Here is a 25,447-nt window from a genome sequence, read left to right on the forward strand (position 1 = left end):
TCGTGTTGAAAGTATTGTTTGCTGCAGCTGAAGCAGTCCCGTTTGTTAAGACCGGCGGGTTAGGCGATGTGATCGGTACATTGCCGCGCGAATTGAAAAAACAGGGCGTCGATGTGCGCGTTATATTGCCGAAACATGGTGTTATTCCGGAAAAGTATAAACGGCAGATGGTTCTTAAACAAACCCTGGAGGTGGCTGTTAGCTGGCGCAAGCAGTATTGCGGCATTGAAGAACTGGAATATGAAGGGATTACCTGTTATTTTGTCGATAACCAATATTACTTTGGCAGCCGACCGGCAGCGTACGGACATCATGACGAAGCCGAATGCTATACCTATTTCTGCCGGGCGGTGCTTGAGTGCCTGCCGGTCCTTGATTTCCAGCCGGACATTTTACACTGCCACGACTGGCATACGGCACTGATTCCCGTGTTCTTGCAGGCCCAATACCGTTTGAATCCTTTCTACCAGCAGATGAAAACATTGTTTACCATTCACAACCTGCGGTATCAGGGCCGTTTCGCCAAAGAGATTGTACCGGATATTTTGGGACTTGATTGGGAATATTTTAATAACGGCAGCATCGAATATCATGACAGTGTCAACTTTATGAAAGGCGGCCTGATATTTGCCGACCTGATCTCCACTGTCAGCCGCAGTTACGCCGAAGAGATACAATACCCCTTCTTCGGGGAGGGGCTGGACGGTTTGCTGCGGCATCGACGGAAGCAGTTGATTGGTATCATCAATGGCATTGATTATAACGAATACGATCCGGCTGCCGATGAAGTGCTGCACACTCACTATGATGCCAACTCACCGGAACTGAAACAGAAGAATAAGCGCAGCCTGCAGGAGAAGTTGGGACTTCCCCGGGTTGATATTCCGGTTATTGGCATTGTGTCCCGTCTGGTCGGCCCCAAAGGCTTCGACTTGGTTGCCAATATTCTTTTTGAATTATTAGGTTCGGAAGATATTCAACTTGTGGTGTTGGGCACTGGTGAGGGTAAATACGAGGAACTGTTCAGGCATGCAGCCTGGCGGTACCCGGACCGGGTTTCGGCCAACATTTTCTTTGACGACGCATTGGCTCATCAGATTTATGCCGGTGCAGACCTGTTCTTAATGCCATCGCTATTTGAACCCTGCGGTATTGGGCAGTTGATTGCCATGCGTTACGGAGCTCTGCCTGTTGTCCGCGAAACAGGCGGTTTGAAAGATACGGTACAGTCGTTTAACAGAATAACTGGTCAGGGAACCGGGTTTACTTTCGATAATTATAACGCCCATGATATGCTGTTTACCATCAGGAGAGCCATCCGGTACTATTATGATAAGGAAAATTGGCTGAAGATTGTTCGCAATGCGATGGCCAAGGACTTTAGCTGGCATGCTTCGGCTCAGGCGTATTTGGATGTCTATCAAAAACTTGTCAATCATGAACTATAAGTAGTAAGTGTCAGTCCATTGGCGGTGATGTATCGTTGATGGACTGATCTTGCATATCTAAGTTGTACCCGCATAAGTATAAGAGAGGATCGGACGGCAAGGCTGCATCGGCGGTATCCTCCGGTAGGGGTGGAAATGCTGCCGTAATGAAGGAACTGTATGCCGAAAGAGAGGGAACTGCAAGTGAAGCAAGAGTGGATGTTGCACAATTCTCATTTAATGGAGTTTCGTAACCCCTTTGGTGCCGTGGCTTGTGGTACGAAGGTCGTGATCCGGCTGGCTGTCGGCAATTGGCTGGAACCAACGAGGGTTGTACTGCGGTTGTGGCAGGATAAGACAGGAGAACGGCAAATTGACATGCAGCTCCTGGACGAATCCGGGGAGCGCCGCATTTATCAGGGTGAATTGACGGCACCGGAGAATCCGGGCCTGTTATGGTATTATTTTATTGTCGAAGAATATCAACGCACCTATTATTACGGGAATAATCCGCGTAATCAGGGCGGCTGTGGCCGGATATACCGGGAACCACCGTCGTCTTATCAGATAACGGTCTATCAACAGGGAGCGGTAACACCGGCCTGGTTTAAACAGAGTGTGATGTATCAGATTTTCCCCGACCGTTTCTATAACGGCAAAGATGGCCAGGTGAGCGGCGCTCCTGCTAACAGTCTGATTCATACCGACTGGAGTAATGTCCCGTACTATGTCCGGGATTGTGATACCAAGGAAATCATGTATTATGACTTCTTCGGCGGCAATCTGCAGGGAATTATAAAAAAATTGCCTTACTTGCAGGAATTGGGCATTGATGTGGTTTACCTGAATCCTATATTCAAATCGGCCAGTAATCATCGCTATGATACCGGTGATTATCACCAAATTGATCCTATGCTGGGCGATGAGGCTGTTTTTGAAGAGTTGTGCCGGGAAGCTAAAAAAAGAGGCATTTCCTTTATTCTGGACGGTGTTTTCAGTCATACCGGCAGTGACAGCTTCTATTTTAACAAGGAAGGGCGTTATCCCGGTACCGGCGCTTACCAGTCACCGCAATCACCGTACTATTCCTGGTATCGCTTTACCGATTATCCGGAGAAATACGAAGCCTGGTGGGGGATTGACACACTACCTAATGTACGGGAGATGGAACCCACCTACGTTGACTTTATCATTGAAAACGAAGACAGTGTCGTGAAGCACTGGCTGAAAAAAGGAGCTCGGGGCTGGCGGTTGGATGTAGCGGATGAGCTGCCCGATGCGTTTATTAAAAAACTGCGGACCCACTTAAAACAGATTGACCCGGACAATGTGCTGATAGGTGAAGTATGGGAGGATGCTTCGCTCAAGACTGCCTATAGTCAGCTTAGGGAGTACCTATGGGGCGATGAATTGGATTCGGTTATGAATTACCCGTTCCGGACAATCCTATTGGATTTTGTGCTGGGGCTTAAGGATGCGGAGGAAACCCATAGTGCGCTGTTAAGTCTGTGTGAAAATTATCCGAAAGAAAATTTTTATGCCTTAATGAATCTGATTGGCAGCCATGATGTACCGCGCATTATTACTTTGCTGGGTGAAGCACCGCCGGGAGACACCATTTCCGTAGGCAAACAGGCAAAGTTCCGGCTGGACAGCGAAAAACGGCAGTTGGCACTGGCCCGGCTTAAGCTGCTTAGTTTATGGCAGATGACTTTTCCCGGCGTGCCGGCAGTCTATTACGGCGATGAGGCCGGTCTGGAGGGTTATCGGGATCCTTACAACCGCGGGACCTATCCCTGGGGGCGGGAAGATCAGGCGCTTTTGGCCTGGTATAAGAGAATTATTGCCCTCCGTAAAGCGCATCCCGTTTTTTCCACCGGCACCTGGGAATTACTTTATGCCAGCGGTGATATTTACGGTTATGTCCGGCGGATCGAGAATGGCCGCGATGTGTTTGGCGCGGCCGAACCGGATGCGGCGGCGCTGGTGCTGTTCAATCGCAATCCACGCCGGACCATTCCGGTCACGCTGGACCGGCTTGATAATCTGTACGGAACATTTACCAGCTTGCTGCAGGATTATGAGCCTATTACCGTGCACGAAGGAAAGCTGAATATGGTGCTTAAACCATTGGAAGCCCAGGTATGGCTAAGACGGGAGGAAAGCACCTTTCCCCGGGAAAGCGGCGTTTTGCTCCACCCGACCTCTTTGCCGTCTCCTTACGGGGTCGGTGATTTAGGGAAAGAAGCTTATCTTTTTGTTGATTTCCTGGCGGTCGCCAGGCAGAAGCTTTGGCAGGTATTTCCGCTCAATCCGGTGGGTTTTGGCGAATCTCCTTATCAATGCCTGTCGGCCTTCGCCGGCAACAAGCTGCTCATATCGCCGGAATTGCTGGCCCAAGAGGGCTGGCTATTGAGCGAGGAGCTGGAGTCCTACAAACTCCCGGTTACCGATCAGGTAGAATTTGCGAGCGTTAAAGTAAGTAAAGAAAAGCTGCTGAGCCAGGCTTTTTACCGATTTAGCCAGCAGCGGCCGCAACAGACCTATCGGAACTTTATCAGGGAGAATTCCTTCTGGCTGGAGGACTATGCCCTGTTTATGGCGTTGAAGGATCATTTTGAGCAAAAGGCCTGGAATGAGTGGGAGCCGGATATTGCTTTGCGTGAACCGGCGGCGCTCGAACGCTACCGGAAACTGTTAAAAAAGCAGATTGATTATCATCTGTTTCTCCAGTATGTTTTTTATCAGCAGTGGGGCGGACTAAAACGGTATGCCAATGAGCGGGGCATTCGGATTATTGGCGATATACCGATCTTTGTCGCCTATGACAGTGCCGACGTATGGGCCAATCGTCATTTGTTCAAGCTGGATGCAAGCTGCCAGCCTGTTACGATTGCCGGCGTACCGCCCGACCGGTTTACGGCAGACGGACAGCTCTGGGGCAATCCGCATTATGACTGGTCCCGGATGGAGCTAGACGACTACGCCTGGTGGCGGGACAGGTTTTCCGTACTGGCAAAACAGGTTGACCGGATTCGAATTGATCACTTCCTGGGCTTTGAAAATTATTATCAAATTCCTTACGGCGAACTTACAGCAGCTAATGGTAAATGGGTTAAGGGGCCGGGGGTCGGATTCTTTCAAACGATTAAACGGTATCTGGGGCCATTGCCGATCATCGCGGAAGACCTGGGGGTGATTACCAAGGCTGTGGAGGATTTAAAACATGCCTGCGGTTTTCCCGGCATGAAGGTGCTGCAGTTTTCCTTTTACCGCGATAAGACAGGACCTTGTATGCCGCCGGTATTTGAACAGAATGCGGCGGTTTATACCGGGACCCATGATAATGATACTTCGGTTGGCTGGTATCAACAGGCATTAAGCGCGGAGCCGGAGATGGTTCAATTCATGCTGACTTGCCTGGATTTGCCGGAAGGCACTGATAGTGAAACCTTTTGCTGGCGGTTTATCGAGTATGCCTATGAGAGTAACGCCAATACGGCAATTGTTCCGATGCAGGATCTTTTATGTCTGGATAGCCGGGGACGGATGAACCGCCCTGGCACTTTAGGCGGCAACTGGCAGTGGCGCTGCCGGCAGGAAGCGTGGACTCCCTTGCTGGCAGAGCGGCTGGCCACTCTGGTTGAACGCTGTCACCGCTGAGGCTGGATTTGGAAAGGCTGTACCGACCAGAAGGTCGTACAGCCTTTTTACCTGAGCCGGTGATTTTCTTGTCTGCCGGCTGAAAAAGTATCAGTACGGGAAAGAAGTGCGATTCTTTCCTTCTTGAGAAAAAAATGGGTTTACCCATTAACTTTAATAGGCAGATCTTTCTTGACAAAAGTGCAGTTTTACTATTATACTTCTTGTGGTGAAAAGAAGCGGCTTATTTGATATCTGTTGAGAATACAGATTTTTTTAGTCGAGGATAATGTATACAAAAAACATGATTTATAATTATATGGGTTACGGGAGATGTTTTCATGCTGCATGAGACGGAAATTACGCAAATACGGCGAAAAGTGTTGAGCGAATTGTCACGCCTGGCCTTTACACATAGTCTGGTGGAACAGGTTCAGGATATTTTGACTACCGTAGTGACTGAGAATGGCTCACGCTATCGCTGCTGTGTCCATAAAGAAAGGGCCGTGCTAAAAGAACGGATTAATTTGGCGTTAAGCCAGGATATGACACTGCCGCTGCAGGAGGCTGCCCGCCGGGCATTGGAGCAGCATAAGACTAATATGCCAGTGATCAATGTCATTCCCGAGGCTTGTGATGAATGTCCGATTGATAAGTTTATTGTTACCGATGCCTGCCGCAATTGCCTGGCTCATAACTGTATTGCCAGTTGTCCCAAGAAGGCCATTAAGGTTATTCAGAACCGGGCTTATATTGATAAAGCCATGTGTATTGAGTGCGGCCTCTGTAAACGTTCCTGTCGGTATGGTGCCATCATTGAAATTGGCCGGCCCTGTGAACGGTCATGCTCACTGGGGGCCATCAATTCGGCCGATGAGCGGCGGGTCAGCATCAATTATGACCGTTGCGTGGCTTGCGGCAACTGTAAGCTGGCCTGCCCCTTCGGCGCCATTGACGAGCAGTCGTTTATTGTGCAGGTCATCCAGCAACTGCGTTCAGGCGTAAGGATGTATGCCATTTTGGCTCCGTCCTTTGTCGGTCAGTTTGGCGTGAAAATAAAACCGGGACAGGTAGTGAATGGCCTGAAAAAAATCGGTTTTTATGAAGTGCGGGAAGTGGCCGTCGGTGCTGATGCGGTGGCTATGGCGGAGGCGCTGGAACTGAACGAGGCCGTTCCGGCCGCAAAAGAGTTTATGACTACGTCCTGCTGTCCGGCTTTTGTGGCCATGGTAGAGAAGCATATGCCGGATTTAGTGGAGCATGTTTCTACAACACCTTCACCGATGGTTATGCTGGGGAAAAAAATTAAGGCTGAGGACCCGTCGGCCGTTGTTGTCTTTATCGGACCCTGTACCGCCAAAAAAATGGAGACGAAAAAATCAGGCGGTATCATTGATTTCTCCCTTACCTTTGAAGAACTGGACGCCATATTGGCAGGGGCCGGTGTACAGCTTGCCGATATGCCGGAAGAGGGCTACGGAACTCAGGCCACCTATGAGGGCAATTTATTTGCTTGTGCCGGCGGCGTGGCTAAAGCGGTTATCAGCGCTACGGCGGCTATGGGGATGAATACTGCTATTACTACCCAACAGTGTGACGGTCTGGAAAACTGTAAGACCCTGCTTACTCAGGTGAAGCGAGGTAAGATAAAAGCCGAACTGGTAGAGGGAATGGCCTGCAGCGGCGGCTGTGTCAATGGCCCGGGAGTGCTGTCCGACTGCCGGGTAACGGCTAAGCAGGTGGAACGGTTTGCCGTTCAGGGGCAGTCTGGCAATCTAGCCGGAAAATGATACGATCCGGTGGCTTGTCCACTTTGCCTGGACGAGCCACTTAATAATATGTCTTGACCTCCCGGAAATTTGTGGTAAGGTATAGTTGGAGGGGAAAACATGGCGGAATTAACATATGAAGTAGAAAAGACCTGTCCGGTCTGTGAAGGCGCGGTGATGGTAACCAAGGTGCGCAGCCGGCTGACCATGGTGAAGCAGGATACGGATTTTTGCACTTATTATCAAGGCATCAACCCTTACTATTATTATGTATGGGTTTGTCCGCATTGTGGTTTTGCCGCCCCGGAAACTGAATTCGGCGGTTTCGTTCATGACAAAGTAAGAAAGTTTTTGGCCGGGAAAAAAGTCAATATAAACTTTAGCGGTGTAAGAACCCGCGAACAGGCGTTCAATACCTACCGTTTGGGGATTTTTTATGGTGAGATGGCCGGTATTCAGGCAAGCAAGCTGGCAACGCTTTATTTACGGTTAGCTTGGCTGTACCGTGAAGGCGAGCAGGCGGAAGACGAGCAGGCTGCTTTGGCGAAAGCTGCCGAACAATTTGAAAAGGCTATGATTTATGAGCGTTTCCCGATTGGCGGTATGTCGGAGGTGCAGCTTATGTACTTATTGGGAGAACTTTTCCGGCGCACCGATAAACTGGATGAAGCCTTGCTATTTTATAACCGGGTGGTTTCCAATCCGCAGGCGAAAATGGAAAAGAAAATTTTGGAGATGGCACGGGATGCCTGGCAGGATACCCGTGACCTCAAGAAGCATCAAGCCGCTTCTGTCGAATAAAAAAAATCCGGTGCATTGGCACCGGATTTTTTTATTCGGCAGTTTCCGTTTCGTCTACGTAACTGGCAACAATTTCACCAAAATAGAGCGTGTGATAATCGCCGCTGGGATAACAGGTATTGGCAATGGCCTCTGTGACCTGGTCAGGCTGCATCGGCTGTTTGAAAACGACCTTGCATTCATAATGCAAGCCGCAATTGGCTATACGCGGTGTAGCCAGCTTTTTGGCCGGCACGGCCTGCAGGCCGGCGGCGGCAAATTTATCGATATCCCGTCCCGACTTGGAGCCGCAAAGGGCCAAGGCCTGGCGCATATCCTTAAAGGGGATGCTTACGGTGAACTCATTGCTTTTCTCGATAAGATCGAAGGTGTAGCGGGATGGGCGCACCATCGCCATGAAAATAGGCTTTTGCCAGGCAAAGCCGATAGAACCCCAGGCAATCGTCATGGTATTTACCTTATCGCCGAAGGCAGTAGTTAAAAAAGCGCCTTTGCTGAGAGTTTCCACGGCCTTGGCACTCAATTCATTATAGGCAACATCTTTCGTCATGGGCGGCCTCCTGGTGAGTAATGTGAAAATTTGTTGGGCACTGATTGCCCTATAGCAGGTAAAGGTGTTAACCGTGCTTGCGGCAGAATTCTTTCATGAATTGGCTAAGCGTTTGACAGCCGGCTACCGGCATCGCATTGTAAATAGAAGCTCTTAGTCCGCCTACCGAACGGTGTCCCTTCAGACCGGACATGCCGGCAGCAACCGATTCGGCGGCAAACATTTTTTCCAGTTCTTCATTGGGCAAACGGAAGGTGACATTCATCAGCGAACGGCTGTCTTTGTCGGCATGACCGCGATAGAAGCCGTTGCTGCTATCTATTGCGTCATAAATCAGCCTGGCCTTGGTTACATTGCGCGCTTCCATAGCGGTCAGCCCACCTTGCGCTTTTATCCAGCGCAGCACCAAATTAAGCAGATAGACCGCAAAGGTCGGCGGTGTATTGTAGAGCGAATCGGTCGAGGCATGTGTGTCGTAGCGCAGCATGGTGGGAATGGTCCTGGGGCTGTTTTCCGCCAGTTCTTTGCGGATAATGACTGCAGTCACTCCGGACGGGCCCAGGTTTTTTTGCGCTCCGGCGTAGATTAGTGAGAACTTGGATGCATCGAACGGGCGGCATAAGATATCGGAAGACATATCGGCAAAGAGCGGCACCGGACCAAAGGAAGGAAGCTCTTTCCATTGTGTACCGTAAATCGTGTTATTTGAGGTAATATGGACGTAGGCCGGCTTGTCGCTAAGCTGAATCTCTTCCTGCTGTGGCGTGCGGCGGTAGTTGCCTTCCGCTGTGGAGCCGGCGATGTGCGTCTGCCCGACCAGCTTGGCTTCTTTGAGTGCTTTCTCCGACCAGACACCGGTCAGGATGTAGTCGGCGGTCTGACCGGACGTCAGAAAATTAAGCGGAATCATGGCAAACTGTGTGCTGGCACCGCCTTGTAGAAAGAGTACGCGATATTCGTCGCCCAGTCCCAGCAATTCTTTCATGTTAGCTTCTGCTTCACGATTTACTTCTTCATACGGTTTGGAACGATGGCTGATTTCCAAGATGGACATTCCGGTATTGTTAAAATTTAAGAGCTCCTCCTGGGCTGCCTGTAATACATCGAGTGGCAGTACGGCGGGACCGGCATTAAAATTGATGATTCGGTTAGACAAAAGAATACCTCCCAGATTTCGCAAAGTGCGACATGATGTATGTTATTCTCAGAGAAAATATGTGATTTTTCGCCAGTGTGAATTATGATAATAAATCATATCACTATTTACAGTAATTTGCCAAGAGTAAATATAAGATTTCAGCAAAAATATGTAGATAAATGTTTTTTTTGAAAACACACTTGACTTTACGAAGTGGATAAAATATAATCAGTCTATCAACTTAATTGCCGGGCGGCCGTTTCTATTGCTGCTTTGCCTGTTGAACACAATGAAGGAGAAGTCATGAGCCGCAGTACGGCAGAGAGCCGGTGGAGGGTGCAAACCGGTGTACTGGGCAGATGATTCCGCTCCGGAGTGGCTGGTGATGAATTATGACGGGTCCGCCCGATACAGCGGTCAAAGTAGGCTGCGTATGCGGCAAGCTGGGTGGTACCGCGGGATTTCAGTCTCGCCCCAAATATTTTGGGGCGGGACTTTTTTGCGTGACCGGCAGGTTTGAATTCCGGTCATAACCCCCAAGGAGGAGCTGGCTGTTCTATGCTTGCGAGCGGAGACAGCAAAGCAAGTTGTTCGCTGATGGTTAGTTGAAGGGAAGTCCCTTTGGCCTAATTCTTAAATTTGGAGGTAGACAATGAAGATTTTAGTAAGTGATCCTGTTTCCGTACAGGGCATTGAAATTTTGCAAAAGGAGTTTCAGGTTGATGTAAAGACCAAGCTTTCGCCGGAGGAATTGATTGCGATCATTCCCGAATACGATGCTCTGGTAGTGAGAAGCGAAACCAAGGTGACCAAGGCGGTCATCGAAGCGGCTGTTAAATTAAAAGCCATCGGGCGGGCCGGTGTTGGGGTGGACAATATTGATGTAGAGGCCGCCACTAAAAAGGGCATTATTGTTATGAACGCACCGGAGGGCAACACTATCGCTGCTACGGAGCATACTATTGCTATGATGATGGCGCTGACGAGAAATATTCCGCAAGCCTATGCTTCGATGAAGCGCGGCGAATGGCAGCGCGGCAAGTTTACCGGTGTAGAAGTACGCGGCAAAACACTGGGGGTTATTGGTCTTGGCCGTATCGGCACAGGTGTCGCCAAGCGGGCGATTGCCATGGAAATGAAAATCCTGGCCTATGATCCGTTTATTAGCGCGGAACGGGCCAAAGCACTGGGCATTGAGCTGGGCGAGCTTGACGAGGTTTTTGCCAACGCTGATTTTATTACCTTGCATTTGCCGCTTACGTCGGAGACGAAAAATCTGATTAATCAAGCAGCGTTTGATAAAATGAAAACCGGCGTTCGTCTGGTCAACTGTGCCCGCGGCGGCGTGATTAACGAAGCCGATTTGGCTGCGGCTATTGAAGCGGGGAAGGTGGCTGGCGCTGCCATTGACGTGTTTGAAAAAGAACCGGTTGATCCGGAGAATCCGCTGTTAAAACTGGATAAAGTGGTCGTTACGCCGCATTTGGGAGCTTCCACGGCGGAAGCCCAGGTAGGCGTGGCTGTCGATGTGGCCCATGGCATTATTGCCGCCTTAAAGGGTGAGCCGGTGGCCACCGCCGTCAACATGGCACCCATACCCGCCGATGTGCTGGAACGGATTAAGCCGTTCTTTACCTTGGCGGAAAAAATGGGCTGTCTAGCCGTGGCTATCGCCGATGGCCGTATCAATTCCATCCAGGTGGAATACAATGGTGAAATTACCGAAGTGGACACGAAAATGCTGACTACGGCAGTAGTCAAGGGTGTGCTCAATCCGATCCTGCAGGAAACAGTGAACTATGTCAACACTCCCGGGATTGCCAAAACCCGCGGCATTGCCGTCCGGGAAGTGAAAATAAAACAGACGGCTGATTTTGCCGATTTGATTACGGTAAGAATTAACAGTGACAAGGGCTATCATACGGTTGGCGGCACGCTGTTTGGCCAGGAAGGCCGGATTGTATCCATCGACGGCCATCGCGTGGATGTCGATCCCAGCGGCTGGCTCATGCTTAGTCCTCACATTAACCGCCCGGGCATTATCGGCAAGGTGGGCACCCTCTTAGGTCAGGAGGGCATTAATATTGCCAGCATGCAGGTAGGGAAGACCACGACGGAAGGCACCAATATTATGGCCTTAGGGGTCGACTCCGATATCCCTGTCGATGTATTGGCCAAGATTAAGGCTGTAGACGGAATATTCGGGGCGAAATTAGTTAATTTCAACGCCGGTTAAGCAGGAGGGAAAAAAGATGGCTGTAATCAAACCGTTTTGCGGAGTAAGACCTGCGCCGGAATTGGCGGAGAAAGTGGTATCCCTGCCTTATGATGTTATGGACTCGGAGGAAGCCAGAAAAATAACTGAACGGAATCCCTACAGTTTTCTCCGGGTTACTAAATCCGAGGTGGATTTGGACCGCACTGTTGATATTCATGGGCCCCAGGTATATGAAAAGGCTGCCGATAATTTGCGCCGCTTCATTGCCGAGGGGATTCTACGCCAGGACGCTACGCCTTGCTTCTATATATATAAGCAAAGAATGGGCGACCATGTGCAGATCGGACTGGTAGCCGGGGCATCGGTGGCCGAGTATCAACAAAACATAATCAAAAAGCATGAGCTGACCAGACATGATAAAGAGCTGGATCGGGTAAATCATATTACGGCCACCGAGGCCCAGACGGGCGCCGTTTTTCTTACCTATCAGTCCGATCCGTCAATTAATGCACTGATCGCGTCGCACATGCGTACGCCGGTATATGATTTTATTACGGAAGATGGCATTGGACATACACTATATGTGGTTTCTGACGAAAAAGCCATTGCCGACCTGGAGGCGGCTTTTCAAAAGGTTCCGGTCATGTATATTGCCGACGGCCATCATCGTTCCGCTGCCGCCGCCAGAGTCGCTGATGCCTGGCATGAGAAAAGCGGGGCTACAGGCCAAGCGGAAGTGGATCGCTTCTTAGCCGTGATTTTTCCCCATGATATGATGTATATTATGGATTATAACCGGGTGGTTGCTGATTTGAACGGTATCACACCGGAGGCTTTTTTGCAGGCGTTGAAGGAGAAGTTTGACGTTGACGAATATACCGCCGGCACTTACAAGCCGCAGTCCGCCCATACTTTCGGCATGTATCTCAATACCGGAAAGTGGTACGCCCTTACGGCCAAAACGACAATTATTCCGGCCAATAATCCGGTAGCGAGCCTGGATGTCAGTATTTTACAGGAGCAAGTGTTACAGCCGCTCTTAGGTATTGCAGATCCCCGTACTGACAAACGGATTCATTTTGTCGGCGGCATACGGGGCATGGCCGAATTGGAACGGCTGGTGGACAGCGGAAAATTTGCCGTAGCATTTTCCATGTTTCCCACTTCCATTAACGAACTGATGGCGATTGCCGATGCCGGTCAGATTATGCCGCCTAAGTCCACCTGGTTTGAGCCAAAATTACGTGATGCTATGGTCATTCATACCTTTGTCAGGTAATTTTTACTGGATAAAGCCATAGTTTCTGTTTTTCTTTGCCGGCGGTGAAAAATCTGCCGTACTAATAATTCATAACGTATCTTGAGATATGGGGGTTCTCCGTGTGCTAACGGGGAACCCCCATGGTTTTTATGAAAAATTTTTATTTGCCGGGGCCGTGGAAAATAGAAGGAAATAGCTATTTTAGGAGCAGTTGTGCAGCAGGGGAAATTCCATCTTTTTCTTGACAAAGTAAAAATAAGTGCTATATTATACTTGTGCTTTTGAAACTGATATTCATTATCATATATATATAAATGAGGTTACAAATGACGACTGAATCGGGGAACTGCTATACAGAGTCCAAAGTAGGCATGAACACGTTTCTTCGCATAATCAGTTATGCCGGAAACTGCCCGGAAGCTTTTGCGGCGGCATGGGATATCTTTCAAAGAATTGAACGATTGTGCAGCCGTTTTGAACAAACAAGCCAACTTTCGCAAATCAATCAAATGGCTGGCACGGCGCGGATGGCTGTGGACGCAGAAGTATTAAAAATCTTACTGGCAGCCCAGAAAGTTGCGGATTTTACCGGCGGTGCCTTTGATGCGACGATTGGAGCCGTAACCGAGCTTTGGGCGATTGGCGGGCCGGAAGGTAAGCTTCCGGCGGTAAGCGAACGTAAAGAAGCAGCGAACCTTGTTAATTACCGCTTGCTGGATATCAACAGGGAAGGTGTTTTTTTACCGCAGCCGGGCATGAAACTGGATGTAGGCGGGATTGCCAAAGAATTTGCCGTGCATGAGGCTGCCCAAACGGCATCCAATCAAGGGCTTTCAGCCGGTATTATTGATGCCGGCGGCGACATTTGCGCCATCGGTGCAAGGCCTGACCGGGAACCCTGGCGAATTGGCATCCAGCATCCCCGGCGGCAGAATGCGTTACTGGCCAGTGTCTCGCTGCAAAATTGGGATACGGTGGAAACCTCCGGTGATTATCGCCGTTATCTCCAGAATAAGGACTTTTTTCATTCCCATATTTTTGATCCCCGTGCCGATGACGAAACCGGTGAATTGATCAGCGTAACACTGGTTTACAAAAGGAAAGAACAGTTGCTCCCGATTAACGGAACGGCCTGTATGGTTGCTGGTCTAGCGGCAAGCAGGCGGTTTCTGGAACAGCTCCCGGGGGTCGAGGCGGTTTTGGTGACCAATAAACTGCAAGTCTTTATTACAGAGGGGCTGGAGAATTATATTCATGTTCTGCCACAGGACATGAAACAGCAAACAGTTGTTTTAAAAAGGAAGGTGTTTCAGGGATGAACAGTATAGAACTTTTCCAAAAAGGCGGTCCCGTTATGTATTTGCTGTTACTCTGCTCATTGAGCGTTGCGGCGATTGCCATCGACCGGTTTCTTTTTTACCGGCGGGCGCGGGCGGGGCTGCAGCCTTTCTTGACTTTGCTGCCGGGTATTTTGCGGGAGCATCCTCTGGAAAAACTGCGGGAGCTTTTTCAGCAGGAGAAACATGCGGCCGGTTTTTTGGCTGAAACCGGGGTAAGTGCTGCCTGTGAAGAAAAGGATATTGAGCTTGCTTTGGATACGGCCTATACGGTGGCTGCCATGCAATTGCGCTCAAAGCTTAATTATGTGTCCATGGTGGTGACGATGGCACCGCTATTAGGTCTTTTAGGAACGATCTTTGGGATGATCGATTCGTTCAGTATTTTTAATTTGCAGGCAGGCCAGCCGCTGGCGATTACGGGAGGCATCGGCGAAGCCTTGATTGCGACGGCAACCGGTTTGTGTGTAGCGATTTTCGCTTTGCTGGTACATACGTATTTTTCTCAGCAACTGGATAAGCTGCTTAGCGATTTGGATCTTGCGGCGTCTGTTGTTTTGTCCGAGTTGAAGCGGAAAAAAGGAGACAAGGGTCATGCGGCGTGATTTTCGTATAGCTGAGCAGCCCAAGATAATGATTATTCCGATGATTGATATTATGCTGTTTGTATTGGTGTTTTTTATGGTCAGTACCATTTATATGGTGCAGCTTAACACGCTGCCGGTGAATTTGCCGGCGGCTGCGGCAGCGCAAAGAGAAACAAAACCGAACCTGATTTCGATTACCATCACGGAGCAGGGGGATGTTGTCTATGATAAGGATACTCTGCCGGTGGAGAATCTGGCTGAACGAATTCGAAGCTCTTTGATGGCCGATTCGGAAACGGTATTCGTTTTGCGTGGTGACCGCAAAGCTTTTTATGAAGACATGGCGACGGTTTTGGATGCGCTGAAACAGTCCGGCGCGCGTCACGTATCGATTGCGACTGAGCTGAAAGGGAGGTAATTGCCTTGCAGTATCCGACTTATTGGCGGATGGCGTTTTTCTTGGCTTTTTTCTTTCATTTGACGGCTTGGCTGCTGGGAAGCCTGATTCTTCCCCATTTACAGGCGAAGACAGTTGCGGCGCCTGATTCCGTACAGGCCATAGAATGGGAGAATGTTGATACAGAAGAGAAGGTGGAGCCGCCTGTGGCGACACCGCTGCCGCCGCCTGAACCAAAAGAGGAAAAACCGCCTGAGCCGGCAAAACCTGAACAGCCGCCGGCTGAGCAGGAGGAAACGGCGCCGATTCTGGCGGAACAGGATGAACCGGTGATTGCGAAACTGCAAGAACTGGCAGAGGAACCGGAAAAGCTGGATAAGGTTGTTATTGTTAAGGAACCGGCAGACAGCGTGCCTGTACAAATGGGGCAGCCGCCGAAGTTGATTACGGACTATTATCCGCCGTCAGCCAATGTCAAATTTCGTGGCAGGGTCAGTGTTTTTGCGACTATCGGCAAAGATGGAAAAATCATTAAAACAAAAATCGCCGTTACCTCCGGCAAACCTGAGGTAGATCAGCTGGCGATGGATGCTGCCCGGCGCTGGACGTTTAAAGCGGCGCTGGATCAGCAAGGCCGACCGATGGAATGTACGAAAATTATTTCCATACCTTTTAATGTTCCTAAAAAGAAGTAATTTTTTTTGCAATAATGATGATAATGAGTATCATTATAATAAAAAGAAGGTCGTGTACACTGTGAAAAAAGGTATTATTCTTTTACTTGCCTTATTTTTTTTAGCGCTGCCATCGGCTCAGGCAGCGCCTAAATGGGAACAAGTAGCCGGACATATTCAGGAGACGATGAAAGAGGCACTGCAGTTGTATGATGCCGGTGACCGTGAAGGTGCCAAGAAGGTTGTCAATGATGCCTATTATGGCGTTTATGAAAAAGACGGCCTGGAAAAAGCCATTCGTACTACGGTAGCGGTGAAAAATGCCAATCTTACGGAGTATCAATTTTACCGAATAAAAAAATTGATAAATGAGGGCGCCGACAGCGCTGAGGTACATGCCGCGAATGATGTATTGGCGGAGATGATTAATGATGATGTGAAAAGCCTGGAAGGGCACGCTGCACAAGGCGGCTGGGCATCTTTCTGGCCGGCGTTTCTAATCCTTGTCCGCGAGGGCATTGAAGCGATTTTAGTGCTGGCGGCGATTATCGCTTATCTGCAGAAATCGGGCAATGTCAAATATCTTGATGTCGTTTATAATTCTTCCATTGCCGCTATCATTTTCAGCTTTGTTACTGCCTATGTGTTTAACTTACTAACTAAGCAATTCGGCGCGGGGGCCAACCAGGAAATTGTTGAGGGCATAACCGTGTTGGTGGCGGCTGCTGTGTTGCTGTCAGTGAGCTTCTGGATGGGCGGGAAAACGAATGCCAAGGCCTGGGAAGCGTATATTCAGGGCATGGTGAAGGCGTCGCTCAGCAGCGGCAAGGCCAAGGCTCTCGGGTTTGCCGCCTTTCTGGCGGTTTACCGCGAAGGAGCGGAAGTGGTTTTGTTTTATCAGGCCCTGTTTAATAGCGCCGCCGGTGATGTGGAAATGATTTGGCTGGGTTTTCTTGCCGGCTGTGTCGCTTTGGCCATTATTTTCGCGCTTATCCGTTATGGAACCTTGCGAATCCCCTTGCGGCCGTTTTTTATCGGCACCAGCATCTTTATGTTTATCCTGGCTATAAGCTTTGCCGGCAGCGGCATTGGAGAACTGCAGGAAGGAGGTATTGTCAGTATGACGCCTGTCGAGGGAATCCCCGTTCCGAGCATTGATCTTTTAGGGATTTATCCAACTTATGAGACCTTGGCAATTCAGGTGTTCTTGCTATGTGCTGCTGCAGGTACTGTCTATTATAGAAAATACCAAAGCAAAGCTTTGGAAAAAACTATTTAAATGTGAAAAGGAGTGTGTAGGTTGACTATGAAAAAGTTAAAAATGTTATTTACTATTTGTGCAGCTTTTGCTACGTTCTTTTCCTTCAGCGGGATTGTTTCGGCAGGCGGATTCCAGGAATATCCCATAGGGGATGAGCAAGAAGCAGTGAATGAACATTTTAAAGTGGCCCTTGTTTATTTCCAACCGATTCAGATGGAACCGGCAGGCATGATGCTTGATCCGGATAAAGCCGATATTCATATAGAAACAGATATCCATGCAACAGAAGGCAATAATACAGGTTTTGGCGTTGGCGAGTGGATTCCTTATCTGACTGTACATTATAAAATGACGAAAAAAGAAACCGGACAAACGCTGGAAGGCGTATTGATGCCGATGAATGCCGATGATGGGCCCCACTATGGAGCAAACGTCAAAATGCTGGGCGCCGGTACATACGATTGCGAATTTACCATTGACAGCCCGCTGCGGATGAATTATGGCTTGCATGTAGATAAAGAAACCGGCGTGGAAGGGCGTTTCTGGGAAAAACCGGTTGTTATGCACTGGACCTTCAATTATGTGCCCAGACATTGGTAAACGGGTATAAATGAAGAAGCAGTATCCTGTCCGGCGAGGGTTTGTTTTAGGCAAACCTTTGGCGGACAGGACTTTTTTCATAGAAAGGAATAGTGTTTATGATACAAACCTTTTTACAACAGTTCATTCCGGTGATGGAGCAGGGTGTTGCGTTAGCTGTGCCGCTGGGAATTTTACTGGCCATTCTATTGCGGATGAATATTTTTACCTATAAGACTGTTTTTTGGCGTGCTCTGTCCTGGGGATTTTGGGGTTCCGTGTTTATTATTGCGGTAAAGGTCGGCACCCGTAACGCGGTGAGCCGGGAGGTTTTTGAAGGGATTGCTGTTTGCATTGCTATCTTTGGTGAACTTGGTTTATTAGCACTTTTCTTTCGGAAAAATCAGGAGAAATCAGTTCAGGTAGAAAAGAAACTGAAAGTATCTATTTTAGCGGTAGTGATTGCTCTGTTTTGGTATCATGGGATGGAAATCTGGCTGTTGCCGGTGAACATCGCCATCACTGCGGTGGGCGACTATTTTACACTGACCGTATTAATGAAATCGCTGGGCGTTGTTTGCGGCATCGGCCTGGCGGTGCTCGGCGGTTATCTGGTACATCAGGCGGCAGCGGCATTATATTATCGCCGGTTGCTGTTTGTATTTACCGTACAAATGGTAGCTATTCTCTTACAGCAGATCATTTTTATAACCCAAATTCTGATGGCCCGGCAGTTTTTACCGGGCGGTGTGTTGATGCAAATTATGGCACCGTTGATTGACCGGCAGTCCTGGTTTATTTTTGTCGTGTTCTTTGTTACCTTGCTAGTGCCGCTGACTTTATTTTTACAGAAGAAGCCGGAGCGTCCGGCCGATGCCAATCCGGCTCAATACCGCAAGATTCTCATGCAAGCGCAGCATAAACTGCGTTGGGGAACCGCCACCGTTTTCTGCTTGGCTTTTATGGTTTTTTTCTCCAGCTTTGGCAGTGTCTATGCCAATAAAACGATGGAATTGGTGCCGGCTCTGCCAATCAATGCGGTTGACGGTAAGGTGGGGGTGCCCTTGTCAGAAGTTGGTGACGGACATTTGCACCGTTATGTATATAAAGCTTCAGGCGGTGAACTGGTGCGGTTTATCGTCATTCAAAAGGGTGGCTCGGCTTATGGTGTAGGCCTGGATGCCTGCGAAATATGCGGTCCTACCGGCTACTATGAAAAGGATGGTCAGGTTATCTGTAAATTATGCGAAGTGATGATGAATAAGGCTACCATCGGAATGCGCGGCGGCTGCAATCCGATTCCGCTTGAATATAAAGTGGATAACGGCCGGATCAGTATCGCGCAAGCCAGTCTTGAACAGGAGCGCAAGCGTTTTAGATAAGGCGGCGAGAAAGGAGAGTGAAATGCTTTGTTCTGGCAAATGGTGAAAGGAGCCGTCGTACGGCAAGGACGCCGGCTGCTGCTGGTTGCACTTACCGTAGCACTGGGCGTATCGCTGGCCGCGGCCATGCTGAATGTTATGTTCGATGTGGGTGAGAAAGTAAATCAGGAATTGAAGGCCTATGGGGCGAATATTACGGTAACGCCGAAAAACTCGTCCGTACTGAAAGATGTGTATGGGCTGGATACGACAACGGCGCACCGGGAGTACCTGGAAGAAGCCGATGTCGGCAAGATTAAGACAATTTTCTGGACGAATAATATTGTTGCCTTTGCGCCGCAGCTTAACGCTTCCTTAACGCTGAAAGATGGCCGCCAGGTCAGCATTCATGGCACATGGTTCGACCATGGCATGCTGTTGCCTACAGGCGAATATATTTCGACCGGAGAAAAATATTTAAAATCATGGTGGAAAATTGATGGGGCGTGGCCCGATGAGCAACAGGAAAACTCAGTATTGGTTGGGCAAAAGCTGGCCAAGGAGCTGGATGTTCAGCCTGGCACCGATATCTTATATGAAGCAAACGGCAAGATGGAAACGTTGCGTGTAAGCGGAATTGTAAGCGGTGGTGGTGCGGAAGAGGGGGGAATTCTGGCGCCGTTAGCTTTGGTACAGAAGCTTGCCGGTTTAGCGGGGAAAATCGATCAAATTGAAGTCAGTGCGATTACCACACCGGAAAATGAGCTGGCCCGGAAAGCAGCCGTCAACCCCAAAAGCCTGTCGCTAAAAGAATATGAAATTTGGTATTGTACGGCCTATGTAAGCTCTATTGCTTTTCAGATTGAGGAAGTCGTGAAAAATTCGGTGGCTCATCCTGTCCGGCAGATCGCCGAGTCGGAAGGAAAAATTTTGGATAAGACGCAACTGCTGATGCTGCTCATTACTGCGTTAAGCCTTTTAAGTTCGGCTCTGGGGGTTTCCAATCTGGTAAGCGCCAATATTATGGAACGAAGTCGCGAACTTGGTCTCTTAAAGGCTATGGGGGCGACAGATCTGGCCGTAGTCCTGCTGGTACTGACGGAAATTTTTATCGCCGGTATCATTGGTGGTACGCTGGGGTATTTTATGGGACTTGGGTTTGCGCAAATTATCGGCAATACCGTATTCGGTTCAAGCATTGCGGTTAATTTGGCCGTTATACCGATCGTTGCCGTGCTCATGGCCTTCGTACTGTTACTGGGAAGTCTGCCGGCCATTCGCATGTTGTTGTCCTTGCGTCCGGCTATTGTACTGCACGGGAGGTAAGGAGAAATGATTAAAAAGTATAGGATGTATGTTATTCTGGTTGTCAACGCACTGCTGCGCCGGCGCTCCCGCATGCTGATCGCATTGCTGGCCGTTGCTGTGGGGGCGACGATTATTTCGGGTATGATTACCGTTTATAATGAAGTACCGCAGCAACTGGGCCGGGAATTCCGGGCCTACGGGGCCAATTTGCTGTTATTGCCGGGGCAGGATCAGACGGTATTGCCGGAGGCGACGGTGCAGGAAGTTGGCAAACTGTTGAACGGGTATGAAATTGTCGGGATGGCCCCTTTTTTGTATGAGCGGGTAAAGATTAACGAGAAACCTGTTTTTACGGGAGGTACTAATTTTTCGACGCTGCGAAAGGTCAGCCCTTATTGGCAAATCAACGGAACCTGGCCGGAACCGGGCAAGCAGGAAATTCTGATTGGCGATGAAATTGCTCAGCAGATGGGCATCAAGCCGGGGCAGACCGTTCTTGTAAATGGCGGGGCGGAATTGCCGGAAGTGCAAATGGTTGTTTCCGGTATTGTCCATACTGGCGGCAAAGAAGAACAATTTGCCTTTATGGAGCTTAGCCTATTGCAAAAGTTACTGCAAAAACCGCAGCAAATTAGTCTTGTGCAGCTCAGTGTTGTTGCCGACGGCGCCGGCTTGGCAAGCATTCAGCAGGAAATTCGCCAAAAAATTCCTGCCGTGGAACCGCAGCTTGTCCAGCAAATTGCCAGTTCGGAAGAAACTGTCCTGAGTAAATTGCAGGCCCTGGTGCTGTTGGTTACAGCGGTTGTTTTGCTGCTTACGCTGATATGTGTGGCGACGACCATGATGGCCGTTGTTACGGAACGGCGCAAGGAAATTGGCTTGAAGAAAGCGTTAGGGGCGGAAAATCGCCATATCATTTTGGAGTTCCTCGGGGAAGGCTGTGTGCTGGGGCTGTTCGGAGGGATGCTTGGCAGCGGTCTGGGCTATTTGTTTGCCCAAAGTGTCAGCCTGCAGGTGTTTAACCGCTCGATTGCTTTTGTGCCGCTCATTGCGGTGCTTTCCGTTTTGCTATCCATTGCCGTAACCGGAGCGGCCAGTCTCTTGCCGGTACGCATTGCTACAAATGTTGAGCCAGCCACTGTTTTGCGTGGTGAATAAGGAGGATTTTCATGAGCTTATTGGAATTGAAAAATGTGTCAATGGCCTATGGCGGCAAAGTATTGGCTGTAAATAATGTTGATCTGACGGTGGAAAAAGGAGAATGGCTGGCCGTGATGGGGCCTTCCGGCTCAGGGAAAACAACCTTGATGAATATCATCGGTTGTATGGATAAAGCTACAGCCGGCTCGGTCATTTTGGATGGGGTTGACCTGACCGAGGTTAGCCACCGGCAGCTTACCATGCTGCGTCGTGATAAAATCGGTATGGTATTTCAACAGTTCCATCTGATTCCTTATCTTACGGCTGTGGAAAATATTATGGTTGCCCAGTACTATCACAGCATACCGGACAAAAAAGAGGCGCTAGCCGCCCTGGCCCGGGTCGGGCTGGAAGACCGCGCTTCGCATCTGCCAAGCCAGTTGTCGGGTGGCGAACAGCAACGGGTATGCATTGCCCGCGCCCTGATCAATTATCCGGTGCTGATTCTGGCTGATGAGCCGACCGGTAATTTGGATGAGGCAAATGAAAAGCTGGTTATGCAAATTTTTCATGAACTGCATGATGAAGGCCATACGATCTTGACTGTTACCCATGCGCCGGAAGTCGGCGCCGAGGCGGAGCGGGCCATTATCATGGACCATGGCCGCATTGTAGAGAGCGGGGTGAGTAAAGCAGTATGAAGCTAAAGAAGAAATATACCCTTCTGATGCTGGCCGGGACCTTGTCGGCGCAGTTTCTGGCCGGCTGCGGGCAGCAGCCGGCCACCGATATTGCCGTGAAAGACACCGCTTCGCCTAAGAAAGCACCCTGTTGTGATTTATCTGATACGAAAGACGGGTCGTATACGGGGGAAAGCTCGTCCGATGATTCGATGGGAAAGGGCCGGATTGCCATTTCGGTTAAAGATCACAAAATTGTTTCGGTAAACTATGTCGGTGTCGATTCGGAAGGGAAACTCAAGGGAGCCGACTATGGAAAAACTAACGGCAAGATTGAGAATCCGGCGTTTTACCAGAAAGCACAAACTGCCGTAAAGGCAAATACGGCTTATGCTGAGCAACTGCTTCAGGTGCAGGAGCTGGCCAAGGTAGATGCCATTTCCGGGGCGACTATATCGTATCAACAATTTATTGAGGCGGCTAAGACGGCGCTGTTGGAAGCAAAGAAATAGGATGGTAGCTGTGACTAAGGCGGGTATTCAAACTGACGGAATGATTCATGCAGCGATTTTGGTGCCGGACGCACACCCTAAAGGGTATGCGGAACCTTGCCCGCATAGTGGCCTCCAGTTTAAAAAAATATTGAGGTATGGCACAAAGAGCACCCGCCAGGGAGTGTTTCGGATAGTTTGAATACATGCCTTAGTGTTCCATCAACTTGAAAATAAGAATTGAATTTGCGGCAATTCTTTCGCAGGGCAAGCCGGCAATAACGAAGGCTTACGGAAAAAGATCCGTAAAAAATTGTACTTTCAGAGTTGGTGGAGCACTAATGTGAAACTGCTATAGTAGGAGCATACTCTTACTATAGCAGTTTTTTATTTTTTTGCGCAGCAGGATTCACCGGCTGTGTTGCGTAAATAATATGTAATAAAGAACAATTCTCATTGCGGTGAAACTAATGGTCTAAAATTAGATATCGTCCGGGTGAGTGTGGCCGGACCGCTCTTGTTTTGAGGGGAGCGGTGCCAGGCTGACCGGGATGCCGCCCAGGCAGGGGGCCAGCAGATTGAATATGACGGCCAGCACTAGAGCGGATAGGCCAAGAAATAGGCCGATAAACAGGCCGATGAAGGCGCCGCCCAGCAGGCCAACGGTTTCGTAATTGGCAATGCCCAGGCCAAGACCGAGCAGGCCGCCGCCGATGGTTCCGGCGGCAAAAAACAGGTAAAATACAGGAAAACAGGCCACGCGCGTAAGCATATGGTTATAATCCGACACTTTAATCACCTCACATTAAATTGATAAACCAGGAGGAGCTTATGGATACACAAAAGTTTGATATTGCTGTCATCGGCGGCGGTCCGGCAGGTCTGTCGGCAGCCTTGACCGGCAGGGTCCGCAACAAACAGGTTGCTCTGTTTGAACACTTGAATCACAGTGAAAAATTGCAAAAAGCCCATATTGTCGATAATTATCTGGGCATGCCACAGATTACCGGGCAGGGAATGATGCAGCAGTTTGTGGCCCATTGTCTGGCCCAGAAGCCTGCCTTGATTCAGGAAAAGGTGGTTACTGTTTTTCCGGGAGACGACGGATTTACCTTGCTGACTCCTGTTAACACCTATGAAGCGAGGTCGGTCATTTTGGCTACCGGCGTGGTGAGCACGCCTCTGTTTAAAGGGGAAAAAAGCTTCTTGGGTCGCGGTGTCAGCTACTGTGCAACCTGTGACGGCATGTTCTATAAGGATAAAGACGTAGCTGTCATATCTTATACCAGTGAGGGTGAGCCGGAGGCCGAGTTTCTTGGTGAGATCTGCCGTAACGTGTTCTATTTTCCCCAATACCGGCCACAGCCGGCCGCCCTGCGGTCCCAGGTCAAGATTGTACCGGGCAGACCGCGGTTTATCGAGGGTGACACGCAGGTGGAAAAATTGGTTACCGATAAGGAGGAGCATAAGGTCAGCGGTATTTTCATCATACGCCAGTCCGACCCGGTGGAAAATGTACTGCCTGGTTTGGTCTTGGACGGTGAGGTCATCCAGGTGAACAGGGATATGTCGACCAATATTCCCGGTGTCTTTGCCGCCGGTGATTGCACAGGCAAGCCCTGGCAGATAGCCAAGGCTACCGGCGAAGGATTAATTGCCGTACTGAGCGCCATTTCCTATTTGGATAAAAAACCTATATAGCAGAGACGAAACATAAAATAAAGCGACAGATAGCCGACGAGAGGGAACACAAAAGAGATCAGTGTGGAAAAGCCAAATTGGCTCAAGTAAAGACTGGCCGCGGCAATCAATATACCGGCCTTGCCGAGCCCCAGACCTGAAGTGACGCGCAGTTTGTCGGCGCAGGCATAGAGCGTGGTGGCCGCCGTGGTATACATGGCCGTCAGAAACATGCAGGCGTAGGCGATGGAATTAATGCTGGGCTGAGTGCTGGAAATTTCTAGCATGGGAATTTCGTAGCTGAGAATATCGGGATAGTGCAGCATGACGATAAAGGCGACAAAGCCGGCCAGCAGGGTTATAAAAAAGCCGCCGGTCAGGCTGCCCCAAAACCGTAGTTGCCGGGTGGGGATAAACGGCCCCAGCGGCGCCAGCACGGTGGAGCCCATGATCAAGTTATAGGAAACATATAATACGCTGGATAAAATCCAATGCGGCTGATCATAGGTGCTGACAGGTATGGAATACGTCAGTAGATCGGCCGTAATGCCGTGATATACGATAGAATACAGCCCTACGGATAATGTGGATAAAGCCAGCAGCGGCAGCATGCACATATTAATGAAGGTAATGCCACGGATGCCGCAGACGGCTGTGCCAAAAGCGAGGAGGGCCATGGCGGTTAAGCCATAAAAGCGGGGCAGGGCAAACACGTCCTCGCACATGGTTCCGGCGCCGGCCAGCATGATGGTTAATACGCTAAACAGAAATACGGCAATGATGATGTCAAAAAAGACGGCGATTTTCTGGCCGCATACGTAATATAACACCTGATGATAGCCGGTGGCCCGCAGCCGGTAGCCCAGTTCCAGAATGCAATAGCCCAGCAGGGAGAACAAAACGCCGGCCAGCAGGATGCCCCAAAGCCCTGTGGCGCCGTAAACGACGAAAAACTGCAGCAGTTCCTGGCCGGAAGCAAAGCCGGCGCCAATGATGGTGCCCGCATAGGCAGCGGCAATTTTAAAAACGGCCAGTACCTTTTTGAAATGCATATAAGCCCTCCTTGCCCGGTGATCCATCAAATTAATAAAGTGTATGCAGGGGTTTCTGATTATTGCCGAAAGATTTTCTATTGCTGAAAATGTT

General features: G+C 49.6%; 22 protein-coding genes. 18 read left to right on the forward strand and 4 right to left on the reverse strand.

All coding sequences use genetic code 11. From position 1 onward, the window contains the following. Positions 1 to 2: 2 nt before the first annotated feature. The 4 genes from glgA (at position 3) to F3H20_RS02035 (ending at position 7,639) form a co-directional block, all read left to right on the forward strand. A complete protein-coding gene (glgA, locus tag F3H20_RS02020) occupies positions 3 to 1,448 on the forward strand; it encodes a glycogen synthase GlgA (protein WP_149733312.1) in 1,446 nt (481 codons plus the stop codon). A gap of 159 nt (positions 1,449 to 1,607) precedes the next feature. Further along, entirely contained in the window at positions 1,608 to 5,090 is a 3,483-nt protein-coding gene (locus F3H20_RS02025) for a bifunctional glycogen debranching protein GlgX/4-alpha-glucanotransferase (protein ID WP_188128168.1), read from the forward strand. Positions 5,091 to 5,410: 320 nt separating this feature from the next. Beyond that, positions 5,411 to 6,859 carry a 4Fe-4S dicluster domain-containing protein gene (locus tag F3H20_RS02030; RefSeq protein WP_149733313.1) on the forward strand — a complete coding sequence of 483 codons (1,449 nt, stop codon included), beginning with the start codon at positions 5,411 to 5,413 and terminating at the stop codon, positions 6,857 to 6,859. Positions 6,860 to 6,958: 99 nt separating this feature from the next. Further along, positions 6,959 to 7,639 (forward strand): DUF2225 domain-containing protein, encoded by a 681-nt coding sequence (locus tag F3H20_RS02035; RefSeq protein ID WP_149733314.1) that lies wholly within the window; start codon positions 6,959 to 6,961, stop codon positions 7,637 to 7,639. A gap of 31 nt (positions 7,640 to 7,670) precedes the next feature. Here F3H20_RS02035 and F3H20_RS02040 read toward each other — a convergent pair whose 3' ends face one another. Next, on the reverse strand, positions 7,671 to 8,189 hold the full coding sequence (locus F3H20_RS02040) for a flavin reductase family protein (protein WP_149733315.1): 519 nt from the start codon (positions 8,187 to 8,189) through the stop codon (positions 7,671 to 7,673). A 67-nt stretch (positions 8,190 to 8,256) separates the two neighbouring features. Beyond that, positions 8,257 to 9,345: a 3-phosphoserine/phosphohydroxythreonine transaminase gene (gene serC, locus F3H20_RS02045; RefSeq protein ID WP_149733316.1), complete on the reverse strand. Its 1,089-nt coding sequence runs from the start codon at positions 9,343 to 9,345 to the stop codon at positions 8,257 to 8,259. Between the two features lie 634 nt (positions 9,346 to 9,979). Between serC and serA the strand changes: the two genes are divergently transcribed. The 13 genes from serA (at position 9,980) to F3H20_RS02110 (ending at position 22,642) form a co-directional block, all read left to right on the forward strand. Next, positions 9,980 to 11,563 carry a phosphoglycerate dehydrogenase gene (serA, locus tag F3H20_RS02050; protein WP_149733317.1) on the forward strand — a complete coding sequence of 528 codons (1,584 nt, stop codon included), beginning with the start codon at positions 9,980 to 9,982 and terminating at the stop codon, positions 11,561 to 11,563. Positions 11,564 to 11,579: 16 nt separating this feature from the next. Continuing rightward, positions 11,580 to 12,824, forward strand: coding sequence for a DUF1015 domain-containing protein (locus F3H20_RS02055; RefSeq protein ID WP_149733318.1), 1,245 nt, complete (start codon positions 11,580 to 11,582; stop codon positions 12,822 to 12,824). A gap of 308 nt (positions 12,825 to 13,132) precedes the next feature. Further along, positions 13,133 to 14,125: an FAD:protein FMN transferase gene (locus F3H20_RS02060; RefSeq protein WP_188128169.1), complete on the forward strand. Its 993-nt coding sequence runs from the start codon at positions 13,133 to 13,135 to the stop codon at positions 14,123 to 14,125. A 35-nt stretch (positions 14,126 to 14,160) separates the two neighbouring features. Then, positions 14,161 to 14,748 carry a MotA/TolQ/ExbB proton channel family protein gene (locus F3H20_RS02065; RefSeq protein ID WP_223191567.1) on the forward strand — a complete coding sequence of 196 codons (588 nt, stop codon included), beginning with the start codon at positions 14,161 to 14,163 and terminating at the stop codon, positions 14,746 to 14,748. Beyond that, positions 14,738 to 15,148 (forward strand): ExbD/TolR family protein, encoded by a 411-nt coding sequence (locus tag F3H20_RS02070; protein WP_149733321.1) that lies wholly within the window; start codon positions 14,738 to 14,740, stop codon positions 15,146 to 15,148. Before F3H20_RS02065 ends, F3H20_RS02070 begins: the two co-directional genes overlap by 11 nt. 5 nt (positions 15,149 to 15,153) lie before the next feature. Continuing rightward, positions 15,154 to 15,822 carry an energy transducer TonB gene (locus F3H20_RS02075; protein ID WP_149733322.1) on the forward strand — a complete coding sequence of 223 codons (669 nt, stop codon included), beginning with the start codon at positions 15,154 to 15,156 and terminating at the stop codon, positions 15,820 to 15,822. Between the two features lie 61 nt (positions 15,823 to 15,883). After that, the gene (locus tag F3H20_RS02080; RefSeq protein WP_149733323.1) at positions 15,884 to 17,080 is read left to right on the forward strand and encodes an FTR1 family iron permease; all 1,197 of its coding nucleotides are present in this window, start codon (positions 15,884 to 15,886) and stop codon (positions 17,078 to 17,080) included. A 42-nt stretch (positions 17,081 to 17,122) separates the two neighbouring features. Beyond that, positions 17,123 to 17,662 (forward strand): iron transporter, encoded by a 540-nt coding sequence (locus F3H20_RS02085; RefSeq protein ID WP_223191586.1) that lies wholly within the window; start codon positions 17,123 to 17,125, stop codon positions 17,660 to 17,662. Between the two features lie 98 nt (positions 17,663 to 17,760). Next, the gene (locus F3H20_RS02090; protein WP_149733325.1) at positions 17,761 to 19,023 is read left to right on the forward strand and encodes a DUF2318 domain-containing protein; all 1,263 of its coding nucleotides are present in this window, start codon (positions 17,761 to 17,763) and stop codon (positions 19,021 to 19,023) included. A 27-nt stretch (positions 19,024 to 19,050) separates the two neighbouring features. Continuing rightward, positions 19,051 to 20,328, forward strand: coding sequence for an ABC transporter permease (locus F3H20_RS02095; RefSeq protein WP_149733326.1), 1,278 nt, complete (start codon positions 19,051 to 19,053; stop codon positions 20,326 to 20,328). A gap of 6 nt (positions 20,329 to 20,334) precedes the next feature. Next, positions 20,335 to 21,468: an ABC transporter permease gene (locus F3H20_RS02100; RefSeq protein ID WP_149733327.1), complete on the forward strand. Its 1,134-nt coding sequence runs from the start codon at positions 20,335 to 20,337 to the stop codon at positions 21,466 to 21,468. 11 nt (positions 21,469 to 21,479) lie between these two features. After that, complete coding sequence (locus F3H20_RS02105; protein WP_149733328.1) at positions 21,480 to 22,151, forward strand: ABC transporter ATP-binding protein; 672 nt, start codon at positions 21,480 to 21,482, stop codon at positions 22,149 to 22,151. Beyond that, a complete protein-coding gene (locus F3H20_RS02110) occupies positions 22,148 to 22,642 on the forward strand; it encodes an FMN-binding protein (RefSeq protein WP_149733329.1) in 495 nt (164 codons plus the stop codon). The genes F3H20_RS02105 and F3H20_RS02110 overlap by 4 nt, the downstream gene beginning before the upstream one ends. A gap of 460 nt (positions 22,643 to 23,102) precedes the next feature. Here the strand turns inward: F3H20_RS02110 and F3H20_RS02115 are convergent, their stop codons facing one another. Next, entirely contained in the window at positions 23,103 to 23,411 is a 309-nt protein-coding gene (locus tag F3H20_RS02115; protein ID WP_149733330.1) for a hypothetical protein, read from the reverse strand. A gap of 41 nt (positions 23,412 to 23,452) precedes the next feature. Between F3H20_RS02115 and F3H20_RS02120 the strand changes: the two genes are divergently transcribed. Beyond that, on the forward strand, positions 23,453 to 24,322 hold the full coding sequence (locus tag F3H20_RS02120) for an NAD(P)/FAD-dependent oxidoreductase (protein WP_149733331.1): 870 nt from the start codon (positions 23,453 to 23,455) through the stop codon (positions 24,320 to 24,322). Here the strand turns inward: F3H20_RS02120 and F3H20_RS02125 are convergent. Beyond that, the gene (locus F3H20_RS02125) at positions 24,298 to 25,353 is read right to left on the reverse strand and encodes a YkvI family membrane protein (protein WP_149733332.1); all 1,056 of its coding nucleotides are present in this window, start codon (positions 25,351 to 25,353) and stop codon (positions 24,298 to 24,300) included. The two genes, F3H20_RS02120 and F3H20_RS02125, sit on opposite strands and share 25 nt — an antisense overlap. Between the last annotated feature and the right edge of the window lie 94 nt (positions 25,354 to 25,447).

The sequence above is a fragment of the Propionispora hippei DSM 15287 genome (genome assembly GCF_900141835.1).
GTDB classification, from domain to species: Bacteria; Bacillota; Negativicutes; order Propionisporales; family Propionisporaceae; genus Propionispora; species Propionispora hippei.

Bases quoted from the DNA above. Each gene is read 5' to 3' on its own strand.
- F3H20_RS02025 (WP_188128168.1), top strand. From the start codon at position 1,608: ATGCCGAAAGAGAGGGAACTGCAAGTGAAGCAAGAGTGGATGTTGCAC.
- F3H20_RS02030 (WP_149733313.1), top strand. From the start codon at position 5,411: ATGCTGCATGAGACGGAAATTACGCAAATACGGCGAAAAGTGTTGAGC.
- F3H20_RS02035 (WP_149733314.1), top strand. From the start codon at position 6,959: ATGGCGGAATTAACATATGAAGTAGAAAAGACCTGTCCGGTCTGTGAA.
- F3H20_RS02040 (WP_149733315.1), bottom strand. From the start codon at position 8,189: ATGACGAAAGATGTTGCCTATAATGAATTGAGTGCCAAGGCCGTGGAA.
- serA (WP_149733317.1), top strand. From the start codon at position 9,980: ATGAAGATTTTAGTAAGTGATCCTGTTTCCGTACAGGGCATTGAAATT.
- F3H20_RS02055 (WP_149733318.1), top strand. From the start codon at position 11,580: ATGGCTGTAATCAAACCGTTTTGCGGAGTAAGACCTGCGCCGGAATTG.
- F3H20_RS02060 (WP_188128169.1), top strand. From the start codon at position 13,133: ATGACGACTGAATCGGGGAACTGCTATACAGAGTCCAAAGTAGGCATG.
- F3H20_RS02065 (WP_223191567.1), top strand. From the start codon at position 14,161: ATGTATTTGCTGTTACTCTGCTCATTGAGCGTTGCGGCGATTGCCATC.
- F3H20_RS02070 (WP_149733321.1), top strand. From the start codon at position 14,738: ATGCGGCGTGATTTTCGTATAGCTGAGCAGCCCAAGATAATGATTATT.
- F3H20_RS02085 (WP_223191586.1), top strand. From the start codon at position 17,123: ATGTTATTTACTATTTGTGCAGCTTTTGCTACGTTCTTTTCCTTCAGC.
- F3H20_RS02090 (WP_149733325.1), top strand. From the start codon at position 17,761: ATGATACAAACCTTTTTACAACAGTTCATTCCGGTGATGGAGCAGGGT.
- F3H20_RS02100 (WP_149733327.1), top strand. From the start codon at position 20,335: ATGATTAAAAAGTATAGGATGTATGTTATTCTGGTTGTCAACGCACTG.
- F3H20_RS02105 (WP_149733328.1), top strand. From the start codon at position 21,480: ATGAGCTTATTGGAATTGAAAAATGTGTCAATGGCCTATGGCGGCAAA.
- F3H20_RS02110 (WP_149733329.1), top strand. From the start codon at position 22,148: ATGAAGCTAAAGAAGAAATATACCCTTCTGATGCTGGCCGGGACCTTG.
- F3H20_RS02120 (WP_149733331.1), top strand. From the start codon at position 23,453: ATGGATACACAAAAGTTTGATATTGCTGTCATCGGCGGCGGTCCGGCA.
- F3H20_RS02125 (WP_149733332.1), bottom strand. From the start codon at position 25,353: ATGCATTTCAAAAAGGTACTGGCCGTTTTTAAAATTGCCGCTGCCTAT.